General features: G+C 44.7%; 41 protein-coding genes. 2 read left to right on the plus strand and 39 right to left on the minus strand.

Annotated elements, in window-relative coordinates; translation table 11 throughout:
* Window positions 1-28 precede the first annotated feature (28 nt).
* Window positions 29-472 carry a DUF2521 family protein gene (locus EIZ39_RS18360; protein ID WP_129201538.1) on the minus strand — a complete coding sequence of 148 codons (444 nt, stop codon included), beginning with the start codon at window positions 470-472 and terminating at the stop codon, window positions 29-31.
* Between the two features lie 493 nt (window positions 473-965).
* Between EIZ39_RS18360 and EIZ39_RS18365 the strand changes: the two genes are divergently transcribed.
* Both EIZ39_RS18365 and EIZ39_RS18370 read left to right on the plus strand, forming a co-directional pair.
* A complete protein-coding gene (locus tag EIZ39_RS18365; protein WP_129201539.1) occupies window positions 966-1292 on the plus strand; it encodes a nuclease-related domain-containing protein in 327 nt (108 codons plus the stop codon).
* A complete protein-coding gene (locus EIZ39_RS18370) occupies window positions 1289-1936 on the plus strand; it encodes a hypothetical protein (RefSeq protein ID WP_129201540.1) in 648 nt (215 codons plus the stop codon). Before EIZ39_RS18365 ends, EIZ39_RS18370 begins: the two co-directional genes overlap by 4 nt.
* A 68-nt stretch (window positions 1937-2004) precedes the next feature.
* Here the strand turns inward: EIZ39_RS18370 and rpsI are convergent, their stop codons facing one another.
* From rpsI to selB, 38 genes are all read right to left on the minus strand, one after another.
* Entirely contained in the window at window positions 2005-2400 is a 396-nt protein-coding gene (gene rpsI / locus EIZ39_RS18375; RefSeq protein WP_129201541.1) for a 30S ribosomal protein S9, read from the minus strand.
* Window positions 2401-2422: 22 nt separating this feature from the next.
* Window positions 2423-2860, minus strand: coding sequence for a 50S ribosomal protein L13 (gene rplM, locus EIZ39_RS18380; RefSeq protein ID WP_129201542.1), 438 nt, complete (start codon window positions 2858-2860; stop codon window positions 2423-2425).
* A gap of 208 nt (window positions 2861-3068) precedes the next feature.
* A complete protein-coding gene (gene truA / locus EIZ39_RS18385; protein ID WP_129201543.1) occupies window positions 3069-3815 on the minus strand; it encodes a tRNA pseudouridine(38-40) synthase TruA in 747 nt (248 codons plus the stop codon).
* Window positions 3816-3820: 5 nt separating this feature from the next.
* A complete protein-coding gene (locus EIZ39_RS18390) occupies window positions 3821-4630 on the minus strand; it encodes an energy-coupling factor transporter transmembrane component T family protein (protein WP_129201544.1) in 810 nt (269 codons plus the stop codon).
* Window positions 4627-5493, minus strand: coding sequence for an energy-coupling factor transporter ATPase (locus EIZ39_RS18395; RefSeq protein WP_129201545.1), 867 nt, complete (start codon window positions 5491-5493; stop codon window positions 4627-4629). The genes EIZ39_RS18390 and EIZ39_RS18395 overlap by 4 nt, the downstream gene beginning before the upstream one ends.
* Window positions 5478-6302 carry an energy-coupling factor transporter ATPase gene (locus EIZ39_RS18400; RefSeq protein ID WP_129201546.1) on the minus strand — a complete coding sequence of 275 codons (825 nt, stop codon included), beginning with the start codon at window positions 6300-6302 and terminating at the stop codon, window positions 5478-5480. The genes EIZ39_RS18395 and EIZ39_RS18400 overlap by 16 nt, the downstream gene beginning before the upstream one ends.
* A gap of 100 nt (window positions 6303-6402) precedes the next feature.
* Window positions 6403-6765 carry a 50S ribosomal protein L17 gene (gene rplQ / locus EIZ39_RS18405; protein ID WP_129201547.1) on the minus strand — a complete coding sequence of 121 codons (363 nt, stop codon included), beginning with the start codon at window positions 6763-6765 and terminating at the stop codon, window positions 6403-6405.
* Between the two features lie 27 nt (window positions 6766-6792).
* Entirely contained in the window at window positions 6793-7737 is a 945-nt protein-coding gene (locus EIZ39_RS18410; RefSeq protein ID WP_129201548.1) for a DNA-directed RNA polymerase subunit alpha, read from the minus strand.
* 236 nt (window positions 7738-7973) lie between these two features.
* Window positions 7974-8372 (minus strand): 30S ribosomal protein S11, encoded by a 399-nt coding sequence (gene rpsK, locus EIZ39_RS18415; RefSeq protein WP_129201549.1) that lies wholly within the window; start codon window positions 8370-8372, stop codon window positions 7974-7976.
* A 17-nt stretch (window positions 8373-8389) separates the two neighbouring features.
* Window positions 8390-8758: a 30S ribosomal protein S13 gene (gene rpsM / locus EIZ39_RS18420; RefSeq protein WP_129201550.1), complete on the minus strand. Its 369-nt coding sequence runs from the start codon at window positions 8756-8758 to the stop codon at window positions 8390-8392.
* Window positions 8759-8779: 21 nt separating this feature from the next.
* The gene (gene rpmJ / locus EIZ39_RS18425; protein WP_057900126.1) at window positions 8780-8893 is read right to left on the minus strand and encodes a 50S ribosomal protein L36; all 114 of its coding nucleotides are present in this window, start codon (window positions 8891-8893) and stop codon (window positions 8780-8782) included.
* Window positions 8894-9026: 133 nt separating this feature from the next.
* Entirely contained in the window at window positions 9027-9245 is a 219-nt protein-coding gene (gene infA / locus EIZ39_RS18430; protein WP_071307888.1) for a translation initiation factor IF-1, read from the minus strand.
* A 6-nt stretch (window positions 9246-9251) separates the two neighbouring features.
* Window positions 9252-9563: an RNA-binding protein gene (locus EIZ39_RS18435; protein WP_368666333.1), complete on the minus strand. Its 312-nt coding sequence runs from the start codon at window positions 9561-9563 to the stop codon at window positions 9252-9254.
* A 14-nt stretch (window positions 9564-9577) separates the two neighbouring features.
* Window positions 9578-10324, minus strand: a complete 747-nt coding sequence (gene map, locus EIZ39_RS18440; protein ID WP_129201551.1) for a type I methionyl aminopeptidase — start codon at window positions 10322-10324, stop codon at window positions 9578-9580.
* A complete protein-coding gene (locus tag EIZ39_RS18445; RefSeq protein ID WP_129201552.1) occupies window positions 10324-10974 on the minus strand; it encodes an adenylate kinase in 651 nt (216 codons plus the stop codon). The genes map and EIZ39_RS18445 overlap by 1 nt, the downstream gene beginning before the upstream one ends.
* Before the next feature lie 41 nt (window positions 10975-11015).
* Window positions 11016-12308, minus strand: a complete 1293-nt coding sequence (gene secY / locus EIZ39_RS18450) for a preprotein translocase subunit SecY (RefSeq protein WP_129201553.1) — start codon at window positions 12306-12308, stop codon at window positions 11016-11018.
* A complete protein-coding gene (gene rplO, locus EIZ39_RS18455) occupies window positions 12308-12748 on the minus strand; it encodes a 50S ribosomal protein L15 (protein ID WP_129201554.1) in 441 nt (146 codons plus the stop codon). Before rplO ends, secY begins: the two co-directional genes overlap by 1 nt.
* A 43-nt stretch (window positions 12749-12791) precedes the next feature.
* The gene (rpmD, locus tag EIZ39_RS18460; RefSeq protein WP_129201555.1) at window positions 12792-12971 is read right to left on the minus strand and encodes a 50S ribosomal protein L30; all 180 of its coding nucleotides are present in this window, start codon (window positions 12969-12971) and stop codon (window positions 12792-12794) included.
* Window positions 12972-12986: 15 nt separating this feature from the next.
* Window positions 12987-13484, minus strand: coding sequence for a 30S ribosomal protein S5 (gene rpsE, locus EIZ39_RS18465; protein WP_129201556.1), 498 nt, complete (start codon window positions 13482-13484; stop codon window positions 12987-12989).
* Between the two features lie 78 nt (window positions 13485-13562).
* Window positions 13563-13931 (minus strand): 50S ribosomal protein L18, encoded by a 369-nt coding sequence (gene rplR / locus EIZ39_RS18470; RefSeq protein ID WP_129201557.1) that lies wholly within the window; start codon window positions 13929-13931, stop codon window positions 13563-13565.
* A gap of 31 nt (window positions 13932-13962) precedes the next feature.
* The gene (gene rplF / locus EIZ39_RS18475) at window positions 13963-14505 is read right to left on the minus strand and encodes a 50S ribosomal protein L6 (RefSeq protein ID WP_129201558.1); all 543 of its coding nucleotides are present in this window, start codon (window positions 14503-14505) and stop codon (window positions 13963-13965) included.
* A gap of 30 nt (window positions 14506-14535) precedes the next feature.
* Window positions 14536-14934, minus strand: coding sequence for a 30S ribosomal protein S8 (gene rpsH, locus EIZ39_RS18480; protein WP_129201559.1), 399 nt, complete (start codon window positions 14932-14934; stop codon window positions 14536-14538).
* Window positions 14935-14964: 30 nt separating this feature from the next.
* Window positions 14965-15150 carry a type Z 30S ribosomal protein S14 gene (locus EIZ39_RS18485; RefSeq protein ID WP_129201560.1) on the minus strand — a complete coding sequence of 62 codons (186 nt, stop codon included), beginning with the start codon at window positions 15148-15150 and terminating at the stop codon, window positions 14965-14967.
* A gap of 31 nt (window positions 15151-15181) precedes the next feature.
* Window positions 15182-15724, minus strand: a complete 543-nt coding sequence (gene rplE, locus EIZ39_RS18490; RefSeq protein ID WP_129201561.1) for a 50S ribosomal protein L5 — start codon at window positions 15722-15724, stop codon at window positions 15182-15184.
* A gap of 26 nt (window positions 15725-15750) precedes the next feature.
* Window positions 15751-16077 (minus strand): 50S ribosomal protein L24, encoded by a 327-nt coding sequence (rplX, locus tag EIZ39_RS18495; RefSeq protein WP_129201562.1) that lies wholly within the window; start codon window positions 16075-16077, stop codon window positions 15751-15753.
* 47 nt (window positions 16078-16124) lie between these two features.
* A complete protein-coding gene (rplN, locus tag EIZ39_RS18500) occupies window positions 16125-16493 on the minus strand; it encodes a 50S ribosomal protein L14 (protein WP_129201563.1) in 369 nt (122 codons plus the stop codon).
* Window positions 16494-16537: 44 nt separating this feature from the next.
* On the minus strand, window positions 16538-16798 hold the full coding sequence (gene rpsQ, locus EIZ39_RS18505; protein ID WP_129201564.1) for a 30S ribosomal protein S17: 261 nt from the start codon (window positions 16796-16798) through the stop codon (window positions 16538-16540).
* A 26-nt stretch (window positions 16799-16824) separates the two neighbouring features.
* Complete coding sequence (gene rpmC / locus EIZ39_RS18510; RefSeq protein ID WP_129201565.1) at window positions 16825-17022, minus strand: 50S ribosomal protein L29; 198 nt, start codon at window positions 17020-17022, stop codon at window positions 16825-16827.
* Window positions 17012-17446 (minus strand): 50S ribosomal protein L16, encoded by a 435-nt coding sequence (rplP, locus tag EIZ39_RS18515; RefSeq protein ID WP_129201566.1) that lies wholly within the window; start codon window positions 17444-17446, stop codon window positions 17012-17014. The genes rpmC and rplP overlap by 11 nt, the downstream gene beginning before the upstream one ends.
* A 2-nt stretch (window positions 17447-17448) precedes the next feature.
* A complete protein-coding gene (gene rpsC / locus EIZ39_RS18520) occupies window positions 17449-18114 on the minus strand; it encodes a 30S ribosomal protein S3 (protein ID WP_129201567.1) in 666 nt (221 codons plus the stop codon).
* 13 nt (window positions 18115-18127) lie between these two features.
* Window positions 18128-18460 (minus strand): 50S ribosomal protein L22, encoded by a 333-nt coding sequence (rplV, locus tag EIZ39_RS18525; RefSeq protein ID WP_129201568.1) that lies wholly within the window; start codon window positions 18458-18460, stop codon window positions 18128-18130.
* A 33-nt stretch (window positions 18461-18493) separates the two neighbouring features.
* Window positions 18494-18775 (minus strand): 30S ribosomal protein S19, encoded by a 282-nt coding sequence (gene rpsS, locus EIZ39_RS18530; RefSeq protein WP_129201569.1) that lies wholly within the window; start codon window positions 18773-18775, stop codon window positions 18494-18496.
* 57 nt (window positions 18776-18832) lie between these two features.
* Complete coding sequence (gene rplB / locus EIZ39_RS18535) at window positions 18833-19663, minus strand: 50S ribosomal protein L2 (RefSeq protein WP_129201570.1); 831 nt, start codon at window positions 19661-19663, stop codon at window positions 18833-18835.
* 33 nt (window positions 19664-19696) lie between these two features.
* Entirely contained in the window at window positions 19697-19987 is a 291-nt protein-coding gene (gene rplW, locus EIZ39_RS18540) for a 50S ribosomal protein L23 (RefSeq protein ID WP_129201571.1), read from the minus strand.
* Window positions 19987-20610, minus strand: coding sequence for a 50S ribosomal protein L4 (gene rplD / locus EIZ39_RS18545; RefSeq protein ID WP_129201572.1), 624 nt, complete (start codon window positions 20608-20610; stop codon window positions 19987-19989). The genes rplW and rplD overlap by 1 nt, the downstream gene beginning before the upstream one ends.
* A 20-nt stretch (window positions 20611-20630) precedes the next feature.
* Complete coding sequence (rplC, locus tag EIZ39_RS18550) at window positions 20631-21257, minus strand: 50S ribosomal protein L3 (protein WP_129201573.1); 627 nt, start codon at window positions 21255-21257, stop codon at window positions 20631-20633.
* 68 nt (window positions 21258-21325) lie between these two features.
* Window positions 21326-21634: a 30S ribosomal protein S10 gene (gene rpsJ / locus EIZ39_RS18555; RefSeq protein ID WP_129201574.1), complete on the minus strand. Its 309-nt coding sequence runs from the start codon at window positions 21632-21634 to the stop codon at window positions 21326-21328.
* 388 nt (window positions 21635-22022) lie between these two features.
* The gene (gene selB / locus EIZ39_RS18560; protein ID WP_129201575.1) at window positions 22023-23933 is read right to left on the minus strand and encodes a selenocysteine-specific translation elongation factor; all 1911 of its coding nucleotides are present in this window, start codon (window positions 23931-23933) and stop codon (window positions 22023-22025) included.
* Window positions 23934-24233 lie beyond the last annotated feature (300 nt).

Below are 24233 nucleotides of genomic sequence, written 5' to 3' on the forward strand. Positions count from 1 at the left end.
GCTCAAGATATGACAGATCAAGTTACAATTACATAAGACGCATTTTCCGCTGCTTCTCACCGTATAAGATGCCTTTGCGGAACCACTTCCCACCTAGATCCTCTGCCATCATGGACAAAGAATAAACATCTAATTCCCGCAAAAACTGATATAACTGATGCCTTTGAGATAATTGAGCCAACGACTCCTGTAGATCATGAGAGTACACATACTCAATATCCTCCACACTCTTGCCATCCAACCGTAGCTTACTAGCCTTAATCCCCATCGTGAAGCAATCGATGACCGTATCCCCAAGGAATTCTTCAGCGAGATACTTCTGCAAAAAAGAAAAATGTTCAATGGTATCTTTAACAACCGCCTCATAGTACTTATTCAACTCTTGGCTATCAATCCCATATAAAGCCTTCTTCTGAAGAGCTTCATGTCGATCAACGGCTAACTTCTCAAATGAAACAATGTTGTCTTCCATGTTGTATCACCTAGTTCCTAGTTTGTCGTTTTTCTATCCATTGTTTCTCGTTGTTGGGGAGTTCATACATGAGTGGGATGATGGTTGGGGGTGATGAGAACGGTAAGGTGGTCAGGTCAGGTGGTCGGTCGTCCGAGTCGGCTATTTGTAATGGTTACTGTTTTGTGACTCCGTAACTATTGTCCGTGAGTTTATACGTGGTTTTCGGGAGTTTGGGCTGGTGAAGTAGTTATCGGAGGGATTTACGGTCTAGTTAAATGAAATGATTACCGGATCATGAGTAAAAAGCTCATATTCGTGATAAAAATAGCCCTGCTATTTGAAATCGTTATTGGATCGTGACATCCACTTCCTTACGCGTGAGAAAAAACAACCAACTCGTGAGTATACGAGAAAAAACGTGAGTTTCAGCTTGAGAGAAGCACTTAAGTCGGAGAAGAAGGACTTGCCCCTCCACCTGAAGAACAAAAATTGATAAGAAAGGAGGAAAAATATGTTCATAAAACCACGCAAGAAGCCCCTTATCATACATCAGAAGGAGTCACTCCTCAGAAGATTGCTTCCGGACCACAAAATGAGGCACAAAATTACAAGAAATCTCAAAAAGAGAAAGAGAGGCTTCGACGGTGAACAGAACCTTGACTACCATCTCAGCTTTTTGCCTGAAAAAGACTATCTCATTCTAACCGACCTAAACCTTGTAACTGACGGGAAGCCATTCCAAATTGACACCCTCGTCCTAACCCCTTACCTCATCTTTATTATTGAGTCCAAAAATTTCTTTGGTAAGCTCTTTTTAACCAACATACTAAGCAAATGATCCGTACCTATAAGGACGATGTGGACTCCTTCTCCGATCCAGTTACCCAAACCCGGAGACAAAAGATACAACTTCTAAAATGGCTCAAAGAACAAAGAATTAAGCCATGTCCCATTGAAACCCTCGTCTCCATCGGAGATCCCTCTACCCTACTCGAAACCAACCCAGGCATGCACAAGATCTTCGAAAAGATTCTTCAAGCGGAACAAATCCCTGAACGTATAGTCCAACTTGAAAAGGAGCAAAAAGAAAAACTACTAACCCCGTACATGATACAAAAGATAAGTGACCTCATCGTTCAAGAGCAACAGCAATACAAGTCCAAGCAATTCAACATTCTCGAAAGGTACTCGCTTACCTCATCGGACCTAACCCTAGGGGTCCGGTGCTTAACTTGCCATCATATCCCTATGCAGCGGATCCATGGAAGCTGGTATTGCCCCCAATGTCGTCAAGTTAATAAACTCGCTCACCAGGAGACGATCAAGGACCATCTTTATCTACACGAGACGATCTCAAATAAAGAATGCCGACAACTACTCCACTTGGAATCTATTAACGCAACCACTAGGCTACTTAGAAAAATGAACCTTTCCCAAAAAGGAGCTGCAAAAGCAATCACTTACTCGTTACCTTTTAGTTAATCCTTCACTCAACAAAAAAAAACCAGCCTGGTATCCCAGACTGGTTTCTTCTTTTCGCACATCCAAAATTAACGCTTGGAGAACTGAGGAGCGCGACGAGCAGCTTTAAGACCGTATTTCTTACGTTCCTTCATACGAGGGTCACGTGTTAAGAATCCTGCTCTCTTCAAAGATCCACGGCTCTCAGGATCTGCTTGAAGCAATGCACGGGAGATCCCGTGACGGATTGCTCCAGCTTGTCCTGTGTTTCCGCCACCCTTAACGTTTACAAGTACATCGTACTTGCCAGCTACTTCAGTCAACACAAGCGGTTGGTTAACGATAAGCTTTAATACTTCCAAACCACCAAAATATTCATCCATGCTACGCTTGTTGATCATAACGCGACCATCGCCTGGTACAAGGCGAACACGAGCTACGGAGTGCTTACGACGTCCAGTTCCGTAATATTGTACAGTTGCCACGAGTTGAAACCTCCTTTAATCCTTAACCGCGAATTTCCATTACTTCTGGTTGTTGAGCTTGATGCGGATGCTCAGATCCAGCATAAACCTTCAACTTAGTGAACAATTGACGACCAAGACGGTTCTTAGGAAGCATTCCTTTAACCGCTAGTTCAACCAATTTGGTTGGCTTTCTTTGCAACATTTGAGCTGCAGTAAATTGCTTCAATCCACCTGGGTGTAAAGAGTGGAAGTAGTACATCTTGTTGTTTAACTTATTACCAGTCAACTTGATCTTGTCAGCGTTGATAACAACCACGAAATCACCAGTGTCAACATGTGGTGTGAATTCAGGCTTGTTCTTTCCGCGAATAACTGTAGCTATTTGACTTGCAAGACGACCAAGGGTTTGGCCTTCTGCATCAACAACATACCATTTGCGTTCAACTTGGTTTGGCTTAGCCATATATGTGGTACGCATCGATTTCCCTCCTAAGTGCCTAATAAATCTCGGTAAAATGGCCTAAATGTTAAATAAATAAAACCGTCGTAACTATATTTTAAAGTCCCGGGCGTGGGAGGTGGGAATTTAAAATAACCAAAGAATAGTTTATAACATAAATCGAAAAGAGTCAAGTAAGAAACAACGTTTCCCGGCGTACAATTCCTATACTAATTTTTTCCTAAGTCTAATACTTCACTTCCCATAAAAATAACCCCTGAGCCGGAGCCGTTTTTCCGGCTAAAGTACGCTCTCGTCCTTCTAGAATCCTCCGAACATCGGCTGGCTGTATCTTCCCAGCTCCCACATTGACCAGAGTCCCTACGATAATCCGGACCATATTGTACAAGAACCCTTTCCCACGGAACGTAAACCACACTTCTCCATCATTCTGTTCCTCAATCGCGATGTCATAGATCTTCCGAACCTTATCCTCTACCACTGCCTTCACTGAGCAAAACGAAGTAAAGTCATGTTCTCCAATAAGGTATTGAGCTCCTTCTCTCATCTTCTCCAGATCCAGAGCATAAGGAATATGCCAAGAATAGCGACGCAAGAATACATCAGGAATCCGACGATTCCACAGACAGTAGCGATAAGTCTTCTCTTTTACATCGAATCGAGCATGAAAAGAATCCGGAACATAGGTCGCGGCGAGTACAGAAATATCTTCGGGTAATAAACAATTCATCGCTAATGGCCAGCGATCTTCAGGAAGTATCACAGGAGTCTGAAAATGAAAGACTTGTCCCCTTGCATGAACACCGGCATCTGTTCGACCGGAGGCATAGATACGGACCGGTCGCTTTATCACCTTCTTTAATGCCTCTTCCAACACCTGCTGGATCGTGACAAAATTCTCTTGTAGTTGATAGCCTCCGTAATTTCCTCCATCATAGCTGACCGTGCATTTGACTTTGCGGAGTTCCTCCATGAGACTTACCTCCAGCTTTTAATGATGATGAAGACCAAGATGAGTAGAACAGCCGTGGCTAATAGAACCAGATCATGCCTAGACCAGGCTAGCTCCCTTAGCTTCGTGCGTCCGATGGCTCCCCGGTACCCACGAGCCTCCATCGCTAAAGCGAGCTCTTCTGCCCTTCTAAACGCGCTCACAAACAAAGGGATTAATAGGGGAACCATGTTCTTTGCTCGCTTCAATAAGTTCCCGCTCTCAAAATCTGCCCCTCGGGAAATCTGAGCCTTCATGATCTTATCCGTCTCCTCAATGAGGGTGGGGATAAAACGAAGAGCAATCGACATCATCATAGCCAAATCATGGGCGGGAAATCCGAATCGAGCCAGAGGCTGAAATAACCGTTCAATCCCGTCGGTTAGGTCAATAGGAGACGTCGTAAGTGTTAGAAGAGAAGCCATTAACATGAGCAGAATTAAACGCAGGGAAATGACGATCGCTTGCTTAACCCCTTCTTCATGAATCTCGATCCACTTCCAAGCAAATAGAATGTCCCCGCCTTTAGTTACAAAAAGATGAATAATAACAGTAAGCAGGATGATCCAAATAATCGGCTTCAAGCTTCTAAATAGATAGCCTGGCGAAATTTGAGAGACGAGAATGGAAGCTAGTACGAATCCGATCAAGAGAGCATAGGAAACAGGCTCCTTGGCCCAAAAGACGAGAACGATAAAAAACACAACAAAAATAAGCTTCGCACGAGGATCCAGTCGGTGGACAAAGGACGTTCCCGGGACAAACTGACCGATGGGAATCTGATTTAGGAAGTTCATCGCTTTGCCACCTTCCTTCGCTTAAGAAGCTCTTCTTCTAGCTTGTTCATCGAAAAGATATTCGTAGGCAGCGGTCGTTCAAGCCCAAGATTTAGTTTTAGAATAAATTGCGTAATGTCAGGGAGATCCAGCCCAATCTCTTGAATTTTCTCTCCGTGCTGGAACACTTCTTCCGGAGTTCCTTGTAAGAACACGGTTCCATCCTTCATGACAACAACTTGATCCGCATATCGAGCCGCATCTTCCATGTTGTGCGTTACAAGTATCGTAGTCCATCCCTCTTGTTTGTGCATTCGGTACAAGCGTTCGAGGATCTCTTTTTTTCCATGGGGATCAAGACCTGCGGTAGGCTCATCTAAGATCAAGACTTTGGGCTGAAGAGCGAGCACACCCGCGAGAGCCACCCGTCTCTTTTGCCCCCCACTAAGGGAAAAAGGCGAAACATCCTTAAACTTCTCATAAGATAGGCCGACGAGCTCCATCGCCTCCTTTACCCTAGCTTTGATCAGCTCGGCTGGGAGGTCGAAGTTACTGGGTCCGAAGGCAATGTCCTTTTCCACCGTCTCTTCAAACAGTTGATACTCCGGATACTGAAAGACCAGTCCGACCTTCCGTCTAAGGTCCCTTAGCTTTTGCTTCCTATGACTCGTAATGACCAGATCGCCGACCTGCACTTCTCCTGAAGTTGGGCGCAACAAGCCGTTAAAATGCTGAACGAGAGTAGACTTCCCCGATCCCGTTTGACCAATAACTGCGGTAAACGTACCAGAGGGAATGTGAAGATCCATGGGATGCAAGGCCAAACGTTCAAAAGGCGTTCCTTGTCCGTAAACGTGCGTAAGTTGTCTTACAATAAGGTCCATAATCTCTCCACCAACTGTTGGGGATGCCACACTTCCTCTTCAATCGCAAAACCACGCTTGCGAAGACGTGCTGCTAGTTCCACAGAAAAAGGAACATCCAACCCGATTCCTTTCAACACATCGATTTCTTTAAAGATCTCCTGAGGCGAACCTTGTCTGAATATTTGACCGTCGTTCATCACGACGACACGGTCTGAAGACAAAGCTTCTTCTAGATAGTGGGTGATATTTACCACGGTGATCCCCTCGTTGCGAAGTTCAGTCACCGTTTTTATCACTTCTTTTCTTCCCATAGGATCCAACATTGCAGTGCTTTCATCCAAAACGACCAGCTTAGGCTTCATCGCTAAAACCCCGGCAATAGCCACCCTCTGCTTCTGACCTCCAGAGAGACGATGAGGTTCTCGATCACGATAGTCCCACATCCCCACTTGGCGCAAGGCTTTCTCCATGCGGGACATCATATCTTCACGAGGAACACCGAGATTCTCTAATCCAAAAGCCACATCATCCAGAACAGTTGGCGCAACAAATTGATTATCCGGATTTTGAAAGACCATCCCTACGCGCTGACGGATCTTCCAGATATCCTGGTCCACACTTGTAGCTAATTCCCCATCTACGACGACCTTCCCTTTTGTCGGCAGCAGTAGACCGTTCATATGCTTTGCTAGGGTAGATTTCCCGGAACCATTGTGTCCAATAATCGTTAGGAACTCCCCTTCATAGATGGAGAGATCAATTCCTTTTAGAATTTCTACCTCTGGTTGATTGGGAAAAGAGAAATAGACTTGTTTGAAGCGAATCATAGAGGATTCACTCCCTTCTTTTTACATACAAAAAAAGGGCACAGAATCAGAATCAAGGTATCCCTTAGATTCTGCCCCACCCTTTTTGGTCAATCCAGTATTAAACAAGCTCCAAATAAACCATAGGTGCACCGTCTCCACGGCGAGGCCCAAGCTTAAGGATGCGAGTGTAACCACCGTTACGCTCAGCAAAACGAGGAGCGATGTCATCGAATAATTTTTGAACTGCGTCTTGTCCGGATTCAGCATTAGCAACCTCAGCGCGAACAAATGCAGCAACTTGACGGCGAGCATGAAGATCTCCACGCTTTGCCAAAGTGATTAATTTTTCAGCGATAGAACGGACTTCCTTCGCCTTTGTTTCAGTAGTTTCAATACGCTCATTAATGAACAAATCCGTTACTAAATCACGGAATAATGCTTTACGAGCGGAAGACCTACGGCCTAACTTAGAGTATGCCATTTAGATTCCCTCCCTTTTACTTGTGAACTAATCATCTTGTCGTAGGGAAAGACCAAGTTCGGCGAGCTTTTCTTGTACTTCCTCTAACGACTTACGTCCAAGATTGCGGACTTTCATCATATCTTCTTCCGTTTTCATGGTCAGCTCTTGAACGCTGTTTATGCCTGCCCGTTTTAAGCAGTTATAAGAACGAACAGAAAGATCTAGTTCTTCGATCGTCATCTCGAGAACTTTTTCCTTTTTGTCTTCTTCTTTTTCTACCATGATTTCAGCATCTTTTGCCTCATCAGTTAATCCAACGAACAAGTTCAAATGCTCGTTAAGGATCTTAGCCCCAAGGCTAACTGCTTCTTCTGGGCGGATGCTTCCATCCGTCCAAACTTCTAACGTTAACTTATCATAGTTAGTTACTTGCCCTACACGGGTGTTCTCCACTTGATAGTTTACGCGAGAAATTGGCGTATAGATAGAATCGATGGCGATGACACCAATTGGCTGATCTAGATCTTTGTTCTGATCTGCCGGTACATATCCACGACCACGGTTGGCCTTTAAGCGGATGTGTAGACGTGCATCATCTTCCAACGTAGCGATATGCAAATCTGGATTCAAAATTTCAACATCGCTATCTGCACGAATGTCTCCAGCTTTCACGTCACCAATACCTTCGGCATCGATTTCGAGATACTTGACTTCATCAGAGTGAATTTTCAAGGAAAGCTGTTTGATATTAAGGATAATTTGAGTCGTATCTTCGACTACTCCTTCAATCGTAGAGAACTCATGCAAAACTCCGTCGATCTGTACACTCGTGATAGCAGCACCTGGTAGAGAAGAAAGTAAAATACGACGTAAGGAGTTTCCTAATGTTGTACCATAACCACGCTCTAGCGGTTCTACGACAAACTTACCATAGGTAGCATTATCATTAACTTCTACCACTTCTATTTTAGGCTTTTCTATTTCGATCATATCCAAACCCTCCTTCAAACGTCGAAAATTCCGGCAGCGAAGTACGGGGACCGTAGGCATGGCACGGATCCTTACCTGCCCCACAACCGGAATTCCCCTTCGGCGGTTACCAAGTATATCGCAACCTAAGTTTGCTACCCGTTCTCATGCATTTTTAGGCAAAATGCACTACATGAATCCAGTATAGACAGAGAACGTATTGTTTAAACTTCTAACTTGCGAAAAAATCCGCCAAATTAGACACGACGACGTTTTGGTGGACGGCAACCATTGTGAGGAATAGGAGTAACATCTTTAATCATGTTAACTTCTAGACCAGCAGCTTGTAGAGAACGAATTGCAGCTTCACGACCAGATCCTGGTCCTTTAACCGTTACTTCAACAGCCTTCATACCATGTTCCATAGCTGTTCTTGCGGCTTGCTCAGCAGCCATTTGCGCAGCGAACGGAGTGCTCTTACGAGATCCTTTAAAACCAAGACCACCAGCACTTGCCCAAGAAATGGTGTTACCATGCGGGTCAGTGATTGTAACGATGGTGTTATTGAAAGTAGAGCGGATATGAGCTACACCAGATTCGATATTTTTTCTGTCACGACGCTTAGTACGTGTAACAGCTGTTTTTCTTTTCGCCATTTATTGATTTACCTCCTTTACTTCTTCTTATTAGCGATTGTACGACGAGGACCTTTACGCGTTCTAGCATTCGTCTTAGAACGTTGTCCGCGTACAGGCAATCCACGACGGTGACGAACTCCACGGTAAGAACCGATCTCGATCAAACGCTTGATGTTAAGAGAGATTTCACGACGAAGATCCCCTTCAACTTTTACGTTCTTATCGATATACTCACGAAGTTTAGCCACTTCTTCTTCTGTTAGATCACGAACACGAGTTTGCTCGCTGATTCCAGTGGAAGCAAGAATTTGACCTGCAGTAGAACGTCCGATACCAAAAATGTAAGTTAATGCGATTTCCACGCGCTTTTCACGTGGTAAGTCAACTCCCGCGATACGGGCCATACGTTGACACCTCCTTCAGTATTATCCTTGTCTTTGCTTATGCTTTGGGTTTTCACAAATAACCATTACTTTGCCTTTGCGTCGAATGATCTTGCATTTTTCGCAAATCGGCTTAACGGATGGTCTAACCTTCACGATGATAACCTCCTCTATCACTCCCGAACTGCGTCGAATAATCTACCAACACGGGAGTAATTGTTGTGCCGCGTGCGCGGCCCTCCTCTGACGCTTCTTTCTACGCCGAACTGGGTTCATAGAGAAGCAATCACTACTTAAAACGATACGTAATTCGACCTCGAGTTAAATCATAAGGAGATAGCTCTACGGTTACCTTATCTCCCGGGAGAATACGGATGAAGTGCATACGGATTTTTCCGGATACGTGGGCTAAGATCTTATGTCCGTTCTCAAGTTCCACTCTAAACATCGCGTTTGGCAACGGCTCAATGACCGTACCTTCCACTTCGATTACATCTTCTTTAGCCATAGGGATTCACTCTCCTTTGCTTTGTTCTTCCAATTGGGTCTCAAGAAACTTATTCATTGCATATCTTAACTTGCTGTTGGATACTCTCCCCGTATCAAGAAGGCTCTGACGCACTTCCTGAGATACGTAATCCATAAACTTCAAGTGAAGCACATTTTTCTTTTTTGGACGATCGAACTTCCGTTTATCCCCGTCAGCAACGAGAATATACCGTTCGTCAATCTGACCGATCACGAAGGCATACTTCTGTCCATCTCGCCCTTTCAAGATCTGTACAACTTGACCGACACACGACGGCGTCTCGGAATCATTCACCATGGATCACCTTTCGCTTAGGGCCTTGTCAATATCTCATAGCCATCTTCCGTAATCGCGATGGTATGTTCATAGTGCGCACACAGAGAATGATCTACCGTGACTACAGTCCAATTATCCTCTAATGTACGAACATAACGCTCACCCGCATTAACCATTGGTTCTATTGCTAGAACCATCCCTGGCTTCAACCGTGGTCCTCTCTCAGGAGGTCCATAGTTAGGGATCTGTGGATCTTCATGCAAGTTCCGTCCAATTCCATGCCCTACGTACTCACGGACGATGGAGAAGCCATGAGCCTCTGCATACGCCTGAACAGCATGAGAAATATTTGACAATCTAGCACCTGGAACAGCTTGTTCTAGACCCTTATACAGGGATTGTTCCGTAACCTCCATAAGCTTCTTCGCTTGGTCGGTTATCGTACCCACTGCATAAGTCCATGCAGAATCTCCATGATATCCTTTGTACTCCGCGCCGATGTCGACACTAATAATATCGCCATCCTGCAACGCTCGATTGCCTGGAATACCATGAACAAGTTCTTGATTCACGGAAGTACAAATGCTCCCGGAGAATCCACCATAGCCTTTAAAAGAAGGTATGGCACCCATGCTACGGATAAATTGATCCGCCAAATCATCTAACTCTCGGGTAGTAATACCTGGTCGAATTGATTTGGCAAGCTCTTGGTGCGTTAAAGCAACGATACGTCCAGCTTCACGCATGATCTCAAGCTCTGCTTTTGACTTGCAAATGATCATTATGCTTGACCTCGCAATAGGTTTGCAATATCTTCGAACACTTTACCGATATCCTGCTGACCATCGATATTTCTTAACAAGCCCTTACCGTTGTAGTAAGAAAGCAATGGAGCGGATTGTTCAATGTTAACATCAAGACGAGTAGCTACTGTCTTTTCATTATCGTCTTCACGTTGGTATAGCTCACCACCACACTTGTCACATACGCCTTCCTTCTCAGGAGCGTTGAAGACAACGTGATAGGAAGCACCACAACTGCGACAGATGCGACGACCAGTCAGACGAGCCAACAATTCGCTGCGATCCACTTCGATATTCACGACATGATCAAGTTTTCGTCCAAGGTCCTCAATCGTCTGATCAAGCGCTTCGGCCTGAGCAACCGTTCTTGGGAATCCATCCAACAGAAAACCATTACTACAATCATCTTTACCTAAACGTTCCTTAACAATACCGATCACCACATGATCTGGAACCAACAGCCCTTGATCCATATAAGACTTAGCTTCCATACCTAGTGGAGTTTGCTCCTTCACTGCGGCGCGAAAGATATCACCTGTAGAAATGTGAGGAACCTTAAATTCCTCAACAATATATTCCGCTTGTGTACCTTTCCCTGCTCCTGGTAAACCCATCAAGATAATGTTCATCTCTCTTCTCTCCTCCCGTCCCTATCGGCAAAAAACGTTAGTTACTTAATAAAGCCCTGATAATGACGCTTTATTAACTGACTTTCAATTTGTTTCATCGTATCTAATACTACACCAATTACAATCAGTAGGGAAGTTCCACCAATTTGAACTTGTTGGGGAAGATTACTCATAGCAGTAAAGATAACCGGTAAGATCGATATCAGTGCTAAGAAAATCGCTCCCGCCAACGTAAGGCGATTCAGAGTACGAGTTATAAATTGAACCGTTGTTTTACCTGGACGTATACCCGGAATGTAACCTCCGTTTTTCTTCATATTGTCAGCCATTTGCATCGGATTAATCTGCACGAAGGTGTAGAAGAATGTGAATCCAATGATTAACAATACGTATAGGAACATCCCTAAAGGAGCACGGTAGTCAAAGTTCGTGATGATCCAATCTGCAATTCCGTTACCAGCCCAGAAGTTTGCAATGGTCGGTGGAAACACAATCAGTGAAATCGCAAAGATGACAGGCATTACTCCAGCTGCATTTACTTTTAAAGGAATATGAGTGGATTGACCACCATACATTCTGCGACCTACAACGCGCTTGGCGTATTGAACAGGGATCTTACGAATCCCTTGTTGTACGAAGATAACTCCTACAATGATCGCAATAAGAACAAGTAGGATGACTAAAAGTTTTAAAGCATGGAGGAAAATCGCATCTCCGGCGTTAAAGAATTCAGCGGCATAGATCGCGCGGACTCCATCAGGAATACTTGCAATAATACCAGCCGTAATGATAATCGAAATACCATTACCAATTCCATACTCGGTGATTTGTTCTCCTAACCACATGAGAAAAGCAGTTCCAGCCGTTAAAGTAATCGCAATTAGCAGATAGGTCGATACACTAGGATCAACAACTAATCCCGGGTATAAGTTATTAAACCCGAAGGATAAACCAATAGCTTGGATAAACCCTAGAATAATCGTCCCGTATCTAGTTAATTGAGCGATTTTTCGGCGACCTGCTTCTCCTTCCTTAGCCCACTCTGTGAACTTAGGTACAACATCCATTGATAGCAACTGCATGATAATTGAGGCCGTAATGTAAGGCATAATCCCCATCGCAAAGATAGAGAAATTCTGCAACGCACCACCTGAGAATGTGTTCAGGAAGCCGAAGATGTTATTTTGCTCTCCAAAGGCTTCCAACAGAGACACATTAATATTCGGTACTGGCACGTGTGCTCCAATTCTAAAGACGACGAGCATCAAGAGGGTGAAAATCACCTTCCGACGCAAGTCGCCAATCTTGAATATGTTGGAGAGGGTGCCAAACATTAGATCACCTCAGTTTTACCGCCAGCAGCTTCGATCTTTTCAATGGCAGATTGAGAGAATTTGTTTGCCTTCACTGTTAAAGCGACAGTAAGTTCTCCATTGCCTAGGATTTTCACTCCGTCCTTCAAGCTGCTGATTACTCCTGTTTCCAAGAGAATCTCTGGAGTGACTTCTGTGTTCGCTTCAAAGCGATTTAATCTGTCAAGGTTCACTTCTGCGTACTCTACGCGATTAGGATTCGTAAATCCACGCTTAGGCAGACGACGGTAAAGTGGGTTTTGTCCCCCTTCGAATCCTGGACGAACACCACCGCCGGAACGAGCCTTTTGACCTTTATGACCACGTCCTGCAGTTTTACCCCATCCAGAACTAGTTCCGCGTCCAACGCGTTTGCGCTCTTTACGAGATCCTTCAGCTGGTTTCAATTCGTGTAGCTTCATGATCGCACCTCCTCTTGCTTGCTTTAAACTATATTAACGAACTTTACGCTTCTGTAACTTCAACCAAATGCTTCACTTTTTCAACCATTCCGCGGATGGAAGCATTGTCTTCCTTCTCAACGGTTTGGTGGATCTTGCGAAGACCAAGAGCTTCAACCGTAGCTTTTTGATCCTGCGGACGGCCGATTAAACTTCTCTTGAGGGTGATCTTCAATGTAGCCATGTCTGATTTTCCCTCCTATTTCAACAACTCAGCTACAGTTTTTCCGCGAAGCTTAGCCACTTGTTCTGCAGTCTTCAGACGGCTAAGTCCTTCTAACGTAGCATTTACCATGTTGATTGGATTGTTTGTTCCTAGAGACTTACTTAATACGTCACCTACACCAGCCAACTCAAGAACCGCACGAACCGGTCCTCCAGCGATTACTCCTGTACCAGGTGCAGCAGGCTTCATTAATACGTGACCTGCGCCAAAGCGTCCAGAAATTTGGTGAGGTAATGTTGTTCCTCTTAAAGGAACCTTAATCAAGTTTTTCTTTGCATCATCGATTGCTTTACGGATCGCATCTGGAACCTCGGAAGCTTTACCCATTCCAGCGCCAACATGTCCGTTCTTATCGCCAACCACAACTAGTGCGCTAAAGCTGAAACGACGTCCGCCTTTTACAACTTTAGATACACGGTTAATGGCTACTACTTTCTCTTCTAGCTCAAGACCGCTAGCGTCAATACGCATATTTTTCCCTCCTCTTGTAAGAGATCACCAAATGTTGCTCATAAGATGATAGATTGCCCGAGTAACCGGGCACGGAGATTAGAACTTCAAACCAGCTTCACGAGCTGCTTCTGCAAGAGATTTTACACGTCCATGATAAAGGTATCCTCCACGGTCGAAAACCACTTCAGTAACTCCCTTATCAGCTGCTCTCTTCGCTACTAATTCTCCAACTTTTTGTGCAGCATCCGCATTTCCACCGTGTCCTACAGCATCTTTAAGCTCAGGATCCATAGTAGAAGCAGAAGCCAAGGTTACACCACTCGCATCATCAATAACTTGTGCATAGATATGCTTCGAAGAACGGAATACGTTCAAACGAGGACGAGCTGCTGTACCTTGAAGCTTATTGCGAACACGATAGTGTCTTTTCTTTCTGATCTTGTTCTTATCAGGTTTCGCAATCATCTTGGTCGCTCCTTTCTTCGGCTAACTAGCCTTATTTCTTCTTACCAGTCTTACCTTCTTTACGGCGTACACGTTCGCCTTCATAACGGATACCTTTACCCTTATAAGGCTCAGGCTCACGTACAGAACGGATTTCCGCAGCAATTTGACCCACGCGCTCTTTGTCGATTCCTTTAACAATGATCTTAGTCGGAGCAGGTAAATCGAATTCGATTCCTTCTTCAGGAGTAATCTCAACTGGGTGAGACTTACCAACGCTAAGAGTAAGCTTGTTACCAGCTTTAGCAGCACGGTATCCAACCCCAACCATTTCAAGGTTCTTAGCAAAACCGTTAGTTACACCTTCCACCATGTTAGAAATTACACTACGAGTCGTTCCGTGTAATGCACGGTGAATTTTATTATCAGAAGGTCTAGTTACGTTCAACTCGTTGCCTTCAACAGAGATATCAAGATCTTGGTTGAATTGACGCGCAAGTTGTCCTTTAGGACCTTTTACAGTTACAAAGTTGTTATCAATAGTAACAGTAACCCCTTCAGGGATGATTACTGGTTTCTTACCAACACGAGACATCGTTACACCTCCATTCTTGTTCTCGATGTATTACCAAACGTAAGCTAATACTTCTCCACCTGTTTGAGAAGCACGTGCTTGCTTATCAGTAAGGATACCGTTAGAAGTTGAAAGAATAGCGATACCAAGTCCGCCTAGTACGCGAGGAACTTCATTTTTCTTCGCATAAACGCGCAATCCTGGCTTACTGATTCTCTTCAATCCGCTGATTACGAATTCATTGTCGGCACCATACTTAAGGAAAATACGGATGATACCTTGTTTGCTATCATCGATAAACTCTACATCACGAACGAAGCCCTCTTCTTTAAGGATTCGAGCGATTTCCTTCTTCACATTAGAAGCAGGAACCTCCAGTTTTTCGTGACGAGCCATGTTCGCATTACGAATGCGAGTTAACATATCTGCAATTGGATCTGTCATCGTCATGTTTTAAAACCTCCTTCCCATAACCCGGGTTTACCAACTTGCTTTCTTTACTCCAGGAAGTTGGCCTTTGTAAGCCAATTCGCGGAAGCAGATACGGCAAAGTTGAAATTTACGCAATACAGAGTGAGGACGTCCGCAACGTTCGCAACGTGTGTATGCACGTACTTTGAACTTCGGGTCCCGCTGTTGCTTAATTACCATTGCTTTTTTTGCCACTGTTTTCCCTCCTCGTTTGAGTAATTGGGATCTATTTTCTGAAAGGCATGCCTAATTGAGTCAATAGTTCACGAGCTTCTTCATCCGTGTTTGCAGTTGTTACGAACACGATGTCCATTCCACGAATCTTATCCACTTTATCGTACTCGATTTCAGGGAAGATTAACTGCTCTTTAAGACCTAAAGTGTAGTTTCCGCGGCCATCGAAAGCCTTATCGGAAATCCCACGGAAGTCACGAACACGCGGTAATGAAACGTTGAAAAGCTTATCCATGAAGTGATACATACGCTCACCACGAAGAGTTACTTTAGTACCGATAGGCATTCCTTCACGAAGACGGAAACCAGCGATAGATTTCTTCGCGCGAGTTACTACTGGCTTTTGGCCAGTGATCGCTGTTAAGTCAGCTACAGCACCGTCCAACGCTTTTGCGTTAGCTACAGCTTCACCAACACCCATGTTAATGACGATCTTTTCTATTTTAGGAACCTGCATGATGGAATTGTAACCGAACTTAGACATTAATGCAGGAACAATCTTGTCTTTATACAAGTCATTTAGTCTAGCTGCCATATACTTGGCCCTCCTTTCTCACCTGACTACTCGATAACTTCGCCAGATTTTTTTGCGTAGCGCACTTTATTACCATTATCTAAAACTTTGTAACCAATACGCGTAGGTTCTCCACTCTTAGGATCAGCTACCATTACGTTAGAAGCATGAATAGACGCTTCTTGAGTAACGATACCACCTTGAGGATTCGCAGGGTTTGGCTTGGTATGCTTCTTTACCATGTTGATTCCTTCAACCAATACACGGTTTTCCTTAGGGAATGCAGCAAGTACGCGGCCTTTTTTACCTTTATCCTTACCAGTGATAACTACAACCGTATCACCTGTTTTAACGTGTAACTTCTTTTGTGACATGAGGGCACCTCCTTGTCAATCGAGATGTGTTAATAATTTTGTTCAACCTATAGCACTTCCGGAGCCAAAGAAACGATCTTCATGAAGTCTTTTTCACGAAGCTCACGAGCAACTGGTCCGAAGATACGAGTTCCACGTGGGGATTTATCATCCTTTACGATAACAGCTGCGTTCTCATCAAACTTGATATAAGAACCGTCGATACGACGAGCACCTGTCTTAGAACGAACGATAACCGCTTTTACTACATCACCCTTTTTGACAACGCCACCGGGTGTAGCGGATTTAACAGAGCAAACGATGATATCGCCGATGTTAGCAGTCTTGCGTCCAGTACCGCCAAGCACTTTGATACACATTAATTCTTTCGCACCAGAGTTGTCAGCAACTTTCAAACGAGATTGTGTTTGGATCATTCTCTAAGTCCCTCCTTTCGGATCTTTAATCTATCCGAACAAGATTAAATAATAACAGCTTTTTCAACGATTTCAACCAAACGGAAACGCTTATCCTTGGATAATGGACGAGTTTCCATGATTTCAACCTTATCGCCGATTTGAGCTTGGTTTGTTTCGTCATGTGCTTTGTACTTTTTAGAGTACTTTACACGCTTCCCGTATAGAGGATGCTTTTTGTAGGTCTCTACCAACACTACGATGGTTTTATCCATCTTATCGCTCACGACTTTACCTACGAGTGTCTTTCGATTGTTACGTTCCACTGTGTAGACCTCCTCTCTTTAATCGATTATCCGATTCCCAATTCGCGTTCGCGAAGGATAGTTTTCGCTTTCGCGATATCCTTACGAACTTTTTGAATGCTAGATGGGTTGTCTAATTGGCCAGTTGCCAATTGGAAGCGGAGGTTGAAAAGCTCTTCTTTCAAAGAAGAAATCTTTTGTTCGATTTCAGCAGTGGTTAGATTACGATATTCTTTAGCTTTCATTTGCTTCACCACCCACTTCTTCGCGCTTTACAAACTTACATTTGATTGGAAGTTTGTGCATAGCCAAACGCATAGCTTCACGTGCTGTTTCTTCAGGAACACCAGCCAATTCGAAAAGTACTTTACCCGGCTTAACGATGGATACCCATTGCTCAGGGGAACCTTTACCGCTACCCATACGTACTTCTAGAGGCTTCTTTGTTACTGGCTTATCAGGGAAAATCTTAATCCAAACCTTACCACCACGTTTGATATAACGAGTCATCGCGATACGCGCAGATTCGATCTGACGGTTGGTGATACGGGAAGTTTCAAGAGCTTGAAGACCGTATTCGCCGAAAGCTACAGTTGTACCACCTTTAGCTTTACCAGCGAAGTTACCTTTAAATTGCTTACGATGTTTTACGCGCTTAGGTACTAACATGATTATTGCGCTCCTTCCTCAGCGTTTTTCTTCGCCTTAGTAGGAAGAACTTCACCGCGATAGATCCATACTTTCACGCCGATACGACCATAGGTAGTGTGCGCTTCCGCAGTACCATAATCGATATCCGCACGAAGTGTGTGAAGAGGAACAGTTCCTTCGCTATATCCTTCAGAACGCGCGATGTCTGCTCCACCAAGACGTCCGCTTACCATAGTCTTGATTCCCTTCGCTCCTGCACGCATAGTTCTTTGAAGAGCTTGCTTCTGTGCACGACGGAAAGAAATACGGTTTTCTAATTGACGAGCGATATTCTCAGCAACTAGTGTTGCATTCATATCTGCACTCTTAATTTCAGTGATGTTGATGTGAACTCTTTTTCCGGTCATTTCCGTTAACTTCTTACGAAGAGCTTCAACTTCGGAACCACCTTTACCAATTACCATACCTGGCTTAGCAGTGTGGACATTCACGTTCAAACGGTTAGCTGCACGCTCGATCTCGATGCTAGCTACAGATGCGTCTTTTAAACGCTTCTTCAAATAGTCGCGGACTTTAATGTCTTCGTGTAAAAGGGTAGCGTATTCTTTGTCATTCGCATACCACTTAGACTCCCAGTCCTTAATAACTCCAATTCGGAGTCCCGTAGGGCTGACTTTTTGACCCATGCCTTATCCCTCCTTATTTCTCAGATACTACTACTGTGATGTGGCTAGTACGCTTGTTGATGCGGCTTGCGCGACCCATCGCACGAGGACGGAAACGCTTCAAGGTAGCACCTTCATCTACGAATACCTTGCTTATTACTAAGCTGTTAGGATCTAATTCTAAATTGTGTTCAGCGTTTGCGATAGCAGACTTCAATACCTTTTCAACAACAGGTGAAGCTGCTTTAGGAGTGTGTGCTAAAATCGCTAATGCTTCTCCAACTTGCTTACCTCTGATCAAGTCAACAACTAGGCGAACTTTACGAGGAGCGATGCGCACTTGTCTTGCAATAGCTTTCGCTTCCATGACTGAACCTCCTCTCTTACAATCAAAAATATATTAGCGTCTTTTCGTTTTCTTCTCGTCGTAATCGTGACCCTTGTAAGTACGAGTAGGTGCGAATTCACCTAACTTGTGACCTACCATATCCTCAGTTACATAAACAGGAACATGTTTACGTCCATCGTATACAGCGAATGTGTGGCCTACGAAATCGGGGAAAATAGTAGAACGGCGAGACCAAGTTTTGATAACCTTCTTATCTCCCTTTGCGTTCTGCTCTTCTACCTTCTTCATTAGATGATCGTCTACAAAAGGCCCTTTTTTCAAGCTACGTCCCATGAGAGAACCTCCCTTCGCGACATACGTACGGCCCTTCCGAACCGTACCCATATCACATTATTTTTTACGTCTACGAACGATATATTGCGTGGATTCTTTCTTGTTGTTACGAGTCTTAGCACCAAGGGTTGGTTTACCCCATGGAGACATTGGAGACTTACGTCCGATAGGTGCACGTCCCTCACCACCACCGTGTGGGTGATCTACTGGGTTCATTACAGATCCACGAACAGTTGGTCTCTTACCCAACCAACGAGAACGTCCAGCTTTACCTACATTGATAAGCTCGTGATCAGGGTTACCTACTTGACCTACAGTCGCGCGGCACTCTTGACGAACTTTACGGATTTCTCCGGATGTTAAACGGATGATTGCATAGTCACCGTCACGACCAAGCAACTGAGCAGATGCTCCAGCAGAACGAACCATTTGTCCGCCTTTTCCTGGCTTCAACTCGATGTTGTGGATCGTCGTACCCACAGGCATATTAGCTAGCGGAAGAGCGTTACCTACCTTGATGTCTGCTTCAGAACCAGACTCGATAACATCTCCCACTTTCAATCCGTGAGGAGCGATGATGTAGCGTTTTTCTCCGTCCGCATAGTTGATCAAAGCGATGTTTGCTGTGCGGTTCGGATCGTACTCGATTGTAGCAACGCGGCCTGGTATTCCATCCTTCGTACGCTTAAAATCGATGATACGGTATTGACGCTTATGCCCGCCACCTTGATGACGAACTGTCAATTTACCTTGGTTGTTGCGTCCTGCTTTCTTATGAAGAGGAGCAAGAAGAGATTTTTCCGGTTGGTTGGTTGTGATCTCTTCAAAAGTAGAAACTGTCATTTGACGACGACCAGGTGAGGTCGGTTTATACTTTTTGATACCCATTTCGTTTCCCTCCTTCTTTCAAGAATTGGCGTATTATACGCCTTCGAAGAATTCTAAAGCCTTGCTATCAGCAGAAAGCTTAATGATGGCTTTCTTCCAGTCTTTACGCTTACCAACATAACGTCCCATGCGCTTAGGCTTACCTTTTACGTTCATGGTATTAACAGATTCAACCTTCACGTCGAAGATCTTCTCGATCGCTTGCTTGATTTCTGTTTTATTGGACTTAGGCGCTACTTCAAACACGTAAGTGTTGAAGCTCATCATCTCAGTTGTACGTTCTGTGATAATAGGGCGCAGGATAACATCGCGTACGTCTTTCATTATCCAAGCACCTCCTCTACTTTAGCTACCGCATCTTTAGTGATAACTAATTTGTCGTGCTTCAACACGTCAAGAACGTTGATTCCTTCTGCAGTTACAAACTTGATTCCAGGAATGTTTCTCGCAGACTTCGCTACAGCATCTGTGAATTCACCAGTAACCACTAGAGCCTTGCTGTCAACGTTTAGACCTTTAAGAACTTGAACCATTTCCTTCGTCTTTGGAGCATCGAACGCCAATCCTTCTAGTACAAGGATTTCGTTAGCTTGAACCTTAGAAGAAAGAGCAGATTTAATCGCAAGGCGACGAACTTTCTTAGGAAGCTTGTAAGAATAGCTGCGAGGAGTTGGTCCGAAAACGATTCCTCCACCTACCCATTGCGGAGAACGGATGCTACCTTGACGAGCGCGTCCAGTTCCTTTTTGTTTCCAAGGTTTACGTCCACCACCACGCACTTCAGAACGTCCCTTTGTGTCGTGTGTACCTTGGCGCATAGAAGCTTGTTGCATTAATACTGCATCGTGAAGCACAGATCGGTTTGGTTCAATTCCGAATACGGAATCAGCCAATTCAATTTCCCCTACTTGTGCCCCAGTTTGGTTAAATAGAGCTACTTTAGGCATAGCGAATCCTCCTTTCCTAATTACTTACCGCTTTTTACTGTAGACTTTACAACCACATATCCGTTGTTTGGTCCAGGTATTGCACCCCTGATCAACAACAAGTTACGCTCTGTATCTACTTTAACTACTTCTAAGTTTTGAACTGTTACTTTATCGGTACCCATACGTCCAGGCAATTTCATTCCCTTGAACACGCGGTTAGCTGCAATAGAACCTAGAGAACCTGGTCCTCTGTGGTATCTAGAACCGTGAGCCATTGGTCCGCGAGAGTGTCCGTGACGCTTGATCGCACCAGCGAATCCTTTACCTTTAGATGTTCCAGTTACATCAACCTTTTCACCTTCGGCAAATACGTCAGCTTTCACTTCCTGACCTACTTCAAAACCTTCCATGCCGCGGAATTCGCGAACGATACGCTTAGCTGTTGTGTTAGCTTTCTTCGCATGACCTTGTTCAGGCTTGTTAGCGCGAGTTTCTTTCTTCTCGTCGAAACCAAGCTGCAAAGATTCGTATCCATCCACTTCGTTTGTCTTCTTTTGAAGAACAACGTTAGGACCAGCTTCAACAACTGTTACTGGGATTACTTCTCCAGTAGGAGCGAAAATTTGAGTCATACCAACCTTCTTACCTAAGATTCCTTTAGACATGTTTGCCACCTCCTGATTCAAAAATTCTTCGTTCTGATATATTGAATGTAATTATCGTTAATTAGAAATTACAATTTGATTTCGATATCTACGCCAGATGGTAGATCCAAACGCATTAGCGCATCCACAGTTTGTGGAGTTGGATTAACGATATCGATCAAACGCTTATGCGTACGCATCTCGAATTGCTCACGAGAATCTTTGTACTTATGAACCGCACGAAGGATTGTGTAAACCTGCTTCTCAGTAGGAAGAGGAATCGGTCCGGACACCTCTGCACCGGAACGCTTAGCAGTATCAACAATCTTTTCTGCGGACTGATCAAGCACTCTGTGATCATAAGCCTTTAAACGAATACGAATCTTTTGCTTTGCCATTTAAGTCCCTCCTTTTCGCCCATTTTATAAACGGACAATTCTCCGCGGAAATTTACCCTGATCGTAACCCGTCAACCTTACGGCGAGTTGGGTTGGTGGCTCGTCACCATGACAATGCCTCCGGGTGTGTCAGCAACCTCCCGCATCATCGCGTCCATCGACCAACATTCAACATTATATTAAAAAGCCCAATACATTGCAAGCTTTTTTTCAACATTTTCTGTTTGGTCTTCAACTCTCAAGTTGATGCTTCGAAAATGACTCTGCCATATTCAAGAGTTCTCTTTCAAAACTTTATCCATAATACCTATTTCTCAACACTTTTGCAACCCCCAAACGACAAAAAGCCCCCAATTGGAAGGCTTTTGTATTTATAGGATAGGTTTTACTATTTTGCCTTAGCGGTCATCCTTATCCAGACTCTCTCGTTTTCCACCCGCTTCGTCAGTCCGTGGTCATCGAGCGATTCTAGGAAGGGAATCAAGTATTTCCGCGATACATTTAATAGGTCTTTCACTTGTGGTGTACTAAATGGTGTTCCTTGTGGAAGCTGTTGCTGCAGGTTGGCCACCGTATCCCAATAGACCTTTGCATCCACGATCATATCCGGGCCCATGGACACGAAATCCTCCTGCTCAATACAGTATACCTTGATCTCATTCACTTGGTTCGGCTTGATCCCATTCTTCTGTGCTATGTCATTCCACCCACTGACTGACAATCCTTCTTTTCTTAGGGTTTGAATGATCTTCTGAACCGACGCCTGGAGCGCTGCTGGAATCACAGGTTGATGACTTCTCATCTTTACCGTTTCATCTGTTTCTTCTATTATATTCTTATTTTTCAGCCAACCGATGTACTCTCTCCATAGCTTGTCTGTGAGATTGGGGAAAAGCTTGCTTCGCAGCTCAGACTTTTTCATCCCGATGCGCATCGGCTGATCCTTATGATACTTCATCAGCGTAACCTTTAACTTATCCGTCCATTCCTTTAAGGATTCCGATAAAATCACGTAATCATGAAAACGCTCCACCTGACCCTCTTGCTGATATTGCTCCAACATCGATTCGAGGCGCTCCATCCCAAAGGCCAATTGAAAATCAATCTCCTCCGTCGTTGCATAGCCATCTTCCGCTAAGACGTATTGCAGCATCTGCCACTCATCTCCGCCCTTTAGCAGGTTCAATAGCTCCACCGTCTTCTCTCCGAATTTTCTCTTCACCCCATAAGGAGATAACACTTGTCCTCCACCTAGTGTGGTAGTAGGAGAGAGACGTCGCAGGATAAAAGGATCCCCCGTCTTCGCAATGATCTCGCCCTCCAGCTGCAGCTGACATAGCACTTCCTCTCCAGGTTGAAGTTCGTTGCGATCATAGTAGATAATCTTCGCCATAATCTCCGTGGTTCCAATATGAAGTCGGACCCTCGTTCTTTGCTTCAGGGCAAAGTCGTGGTGCTCCAGCATCTGAAAACGAATATCGAGACGGTCGGTCTTCCGGAAGTAATCCGGTGCCGTGAGCGCATAGCCTCGCTCCATATCCTTAAAGTCAATTCCTCCTAGGTTAAGCGCTGCTCTCTGTCCAGCGAATGCCGTCTGGGCGGATTGATGATGTACATTGAGCTGTCTTACCTTAACTCGCTCTCCCAGCGGGTACACCTCTACGATATCCCCTTCAGACACCTTCCCTTCATAGATCGTTCCGGTAACAACAGCTCCAGCGCCCTTAATCGTGAAGACTCGATCGATCGGCATCCGGAAGGGCTCATTCACATCTCGCTCAGGTATGGTGCCAAGGATCGAATCTACTACCGCAAGCAGCTCCGGAATCCCCTCTCCGGTATGAGAGCTCACAGGCATAATCGGTGCTTCTTCAAGGAAGCTGCCCTGCACCCAATCCCGCACTTCTTCGGTCACCATCTCCAGCCACTCGTTCTCCACCAGATCCCTCTTTGTTAAAGCAATGATCCCACGCTCAATGCCTAAGAAACGAATGATGTCAAAGTGTTCACGAGTCTGAGGCATCACACCCTCATCAGCCGCCACCACTAGAATCACAAGATCAATTCCCGCAGCCCCGGCAATCATCTGGCGAATAAACCGCTCATGCCCCGGTACATCAACCACCCCGACCCGAGTACCCGATGGAAGCTCTAGCGGTGCGAACCCGAGTTCTATGGACACGCCACGTTCCTTCTCCTCTTTCAACCGGTCTGTATCTACATTCGTTAACTTTTTCGTGAGTGTTGTCTTGCCATGGTCAATATGACCCGCAATTCCTATTGTAAAATGATTTTCCATTGATTATGATTCCTTTCTTGACTATATCCTCCATTATAGACGAAAGAAGGATGTTTTTCACTTAGGGGAGATCCGGGGTGATGTTTGGAGGGAGGTTGGTTGGGGCTATCCGGACACAGAGGACGTTATTTTCACAAAAAGCTGGGCATTCGGGGCCTCGGCGGACAAAAGCGTACGTTATTTGCCCAAAAATCAGGCCCGACTAAGACGTTTTTCCCCAGATAACGGAACCCATGTCCAATCAGCCTCTAGAAATGGCGGTTTACTCGAAAATAGTTAAAATGAACGAAACCGACTACC

Source organism: Ammoniphilus sp. CFH 90114 (assembly GCF_004123195.1).
Lineage (GTDB): Bacteria > Bacillota > Bacilli > Aneurinibacillales > RAOX-1 > YIM-78166.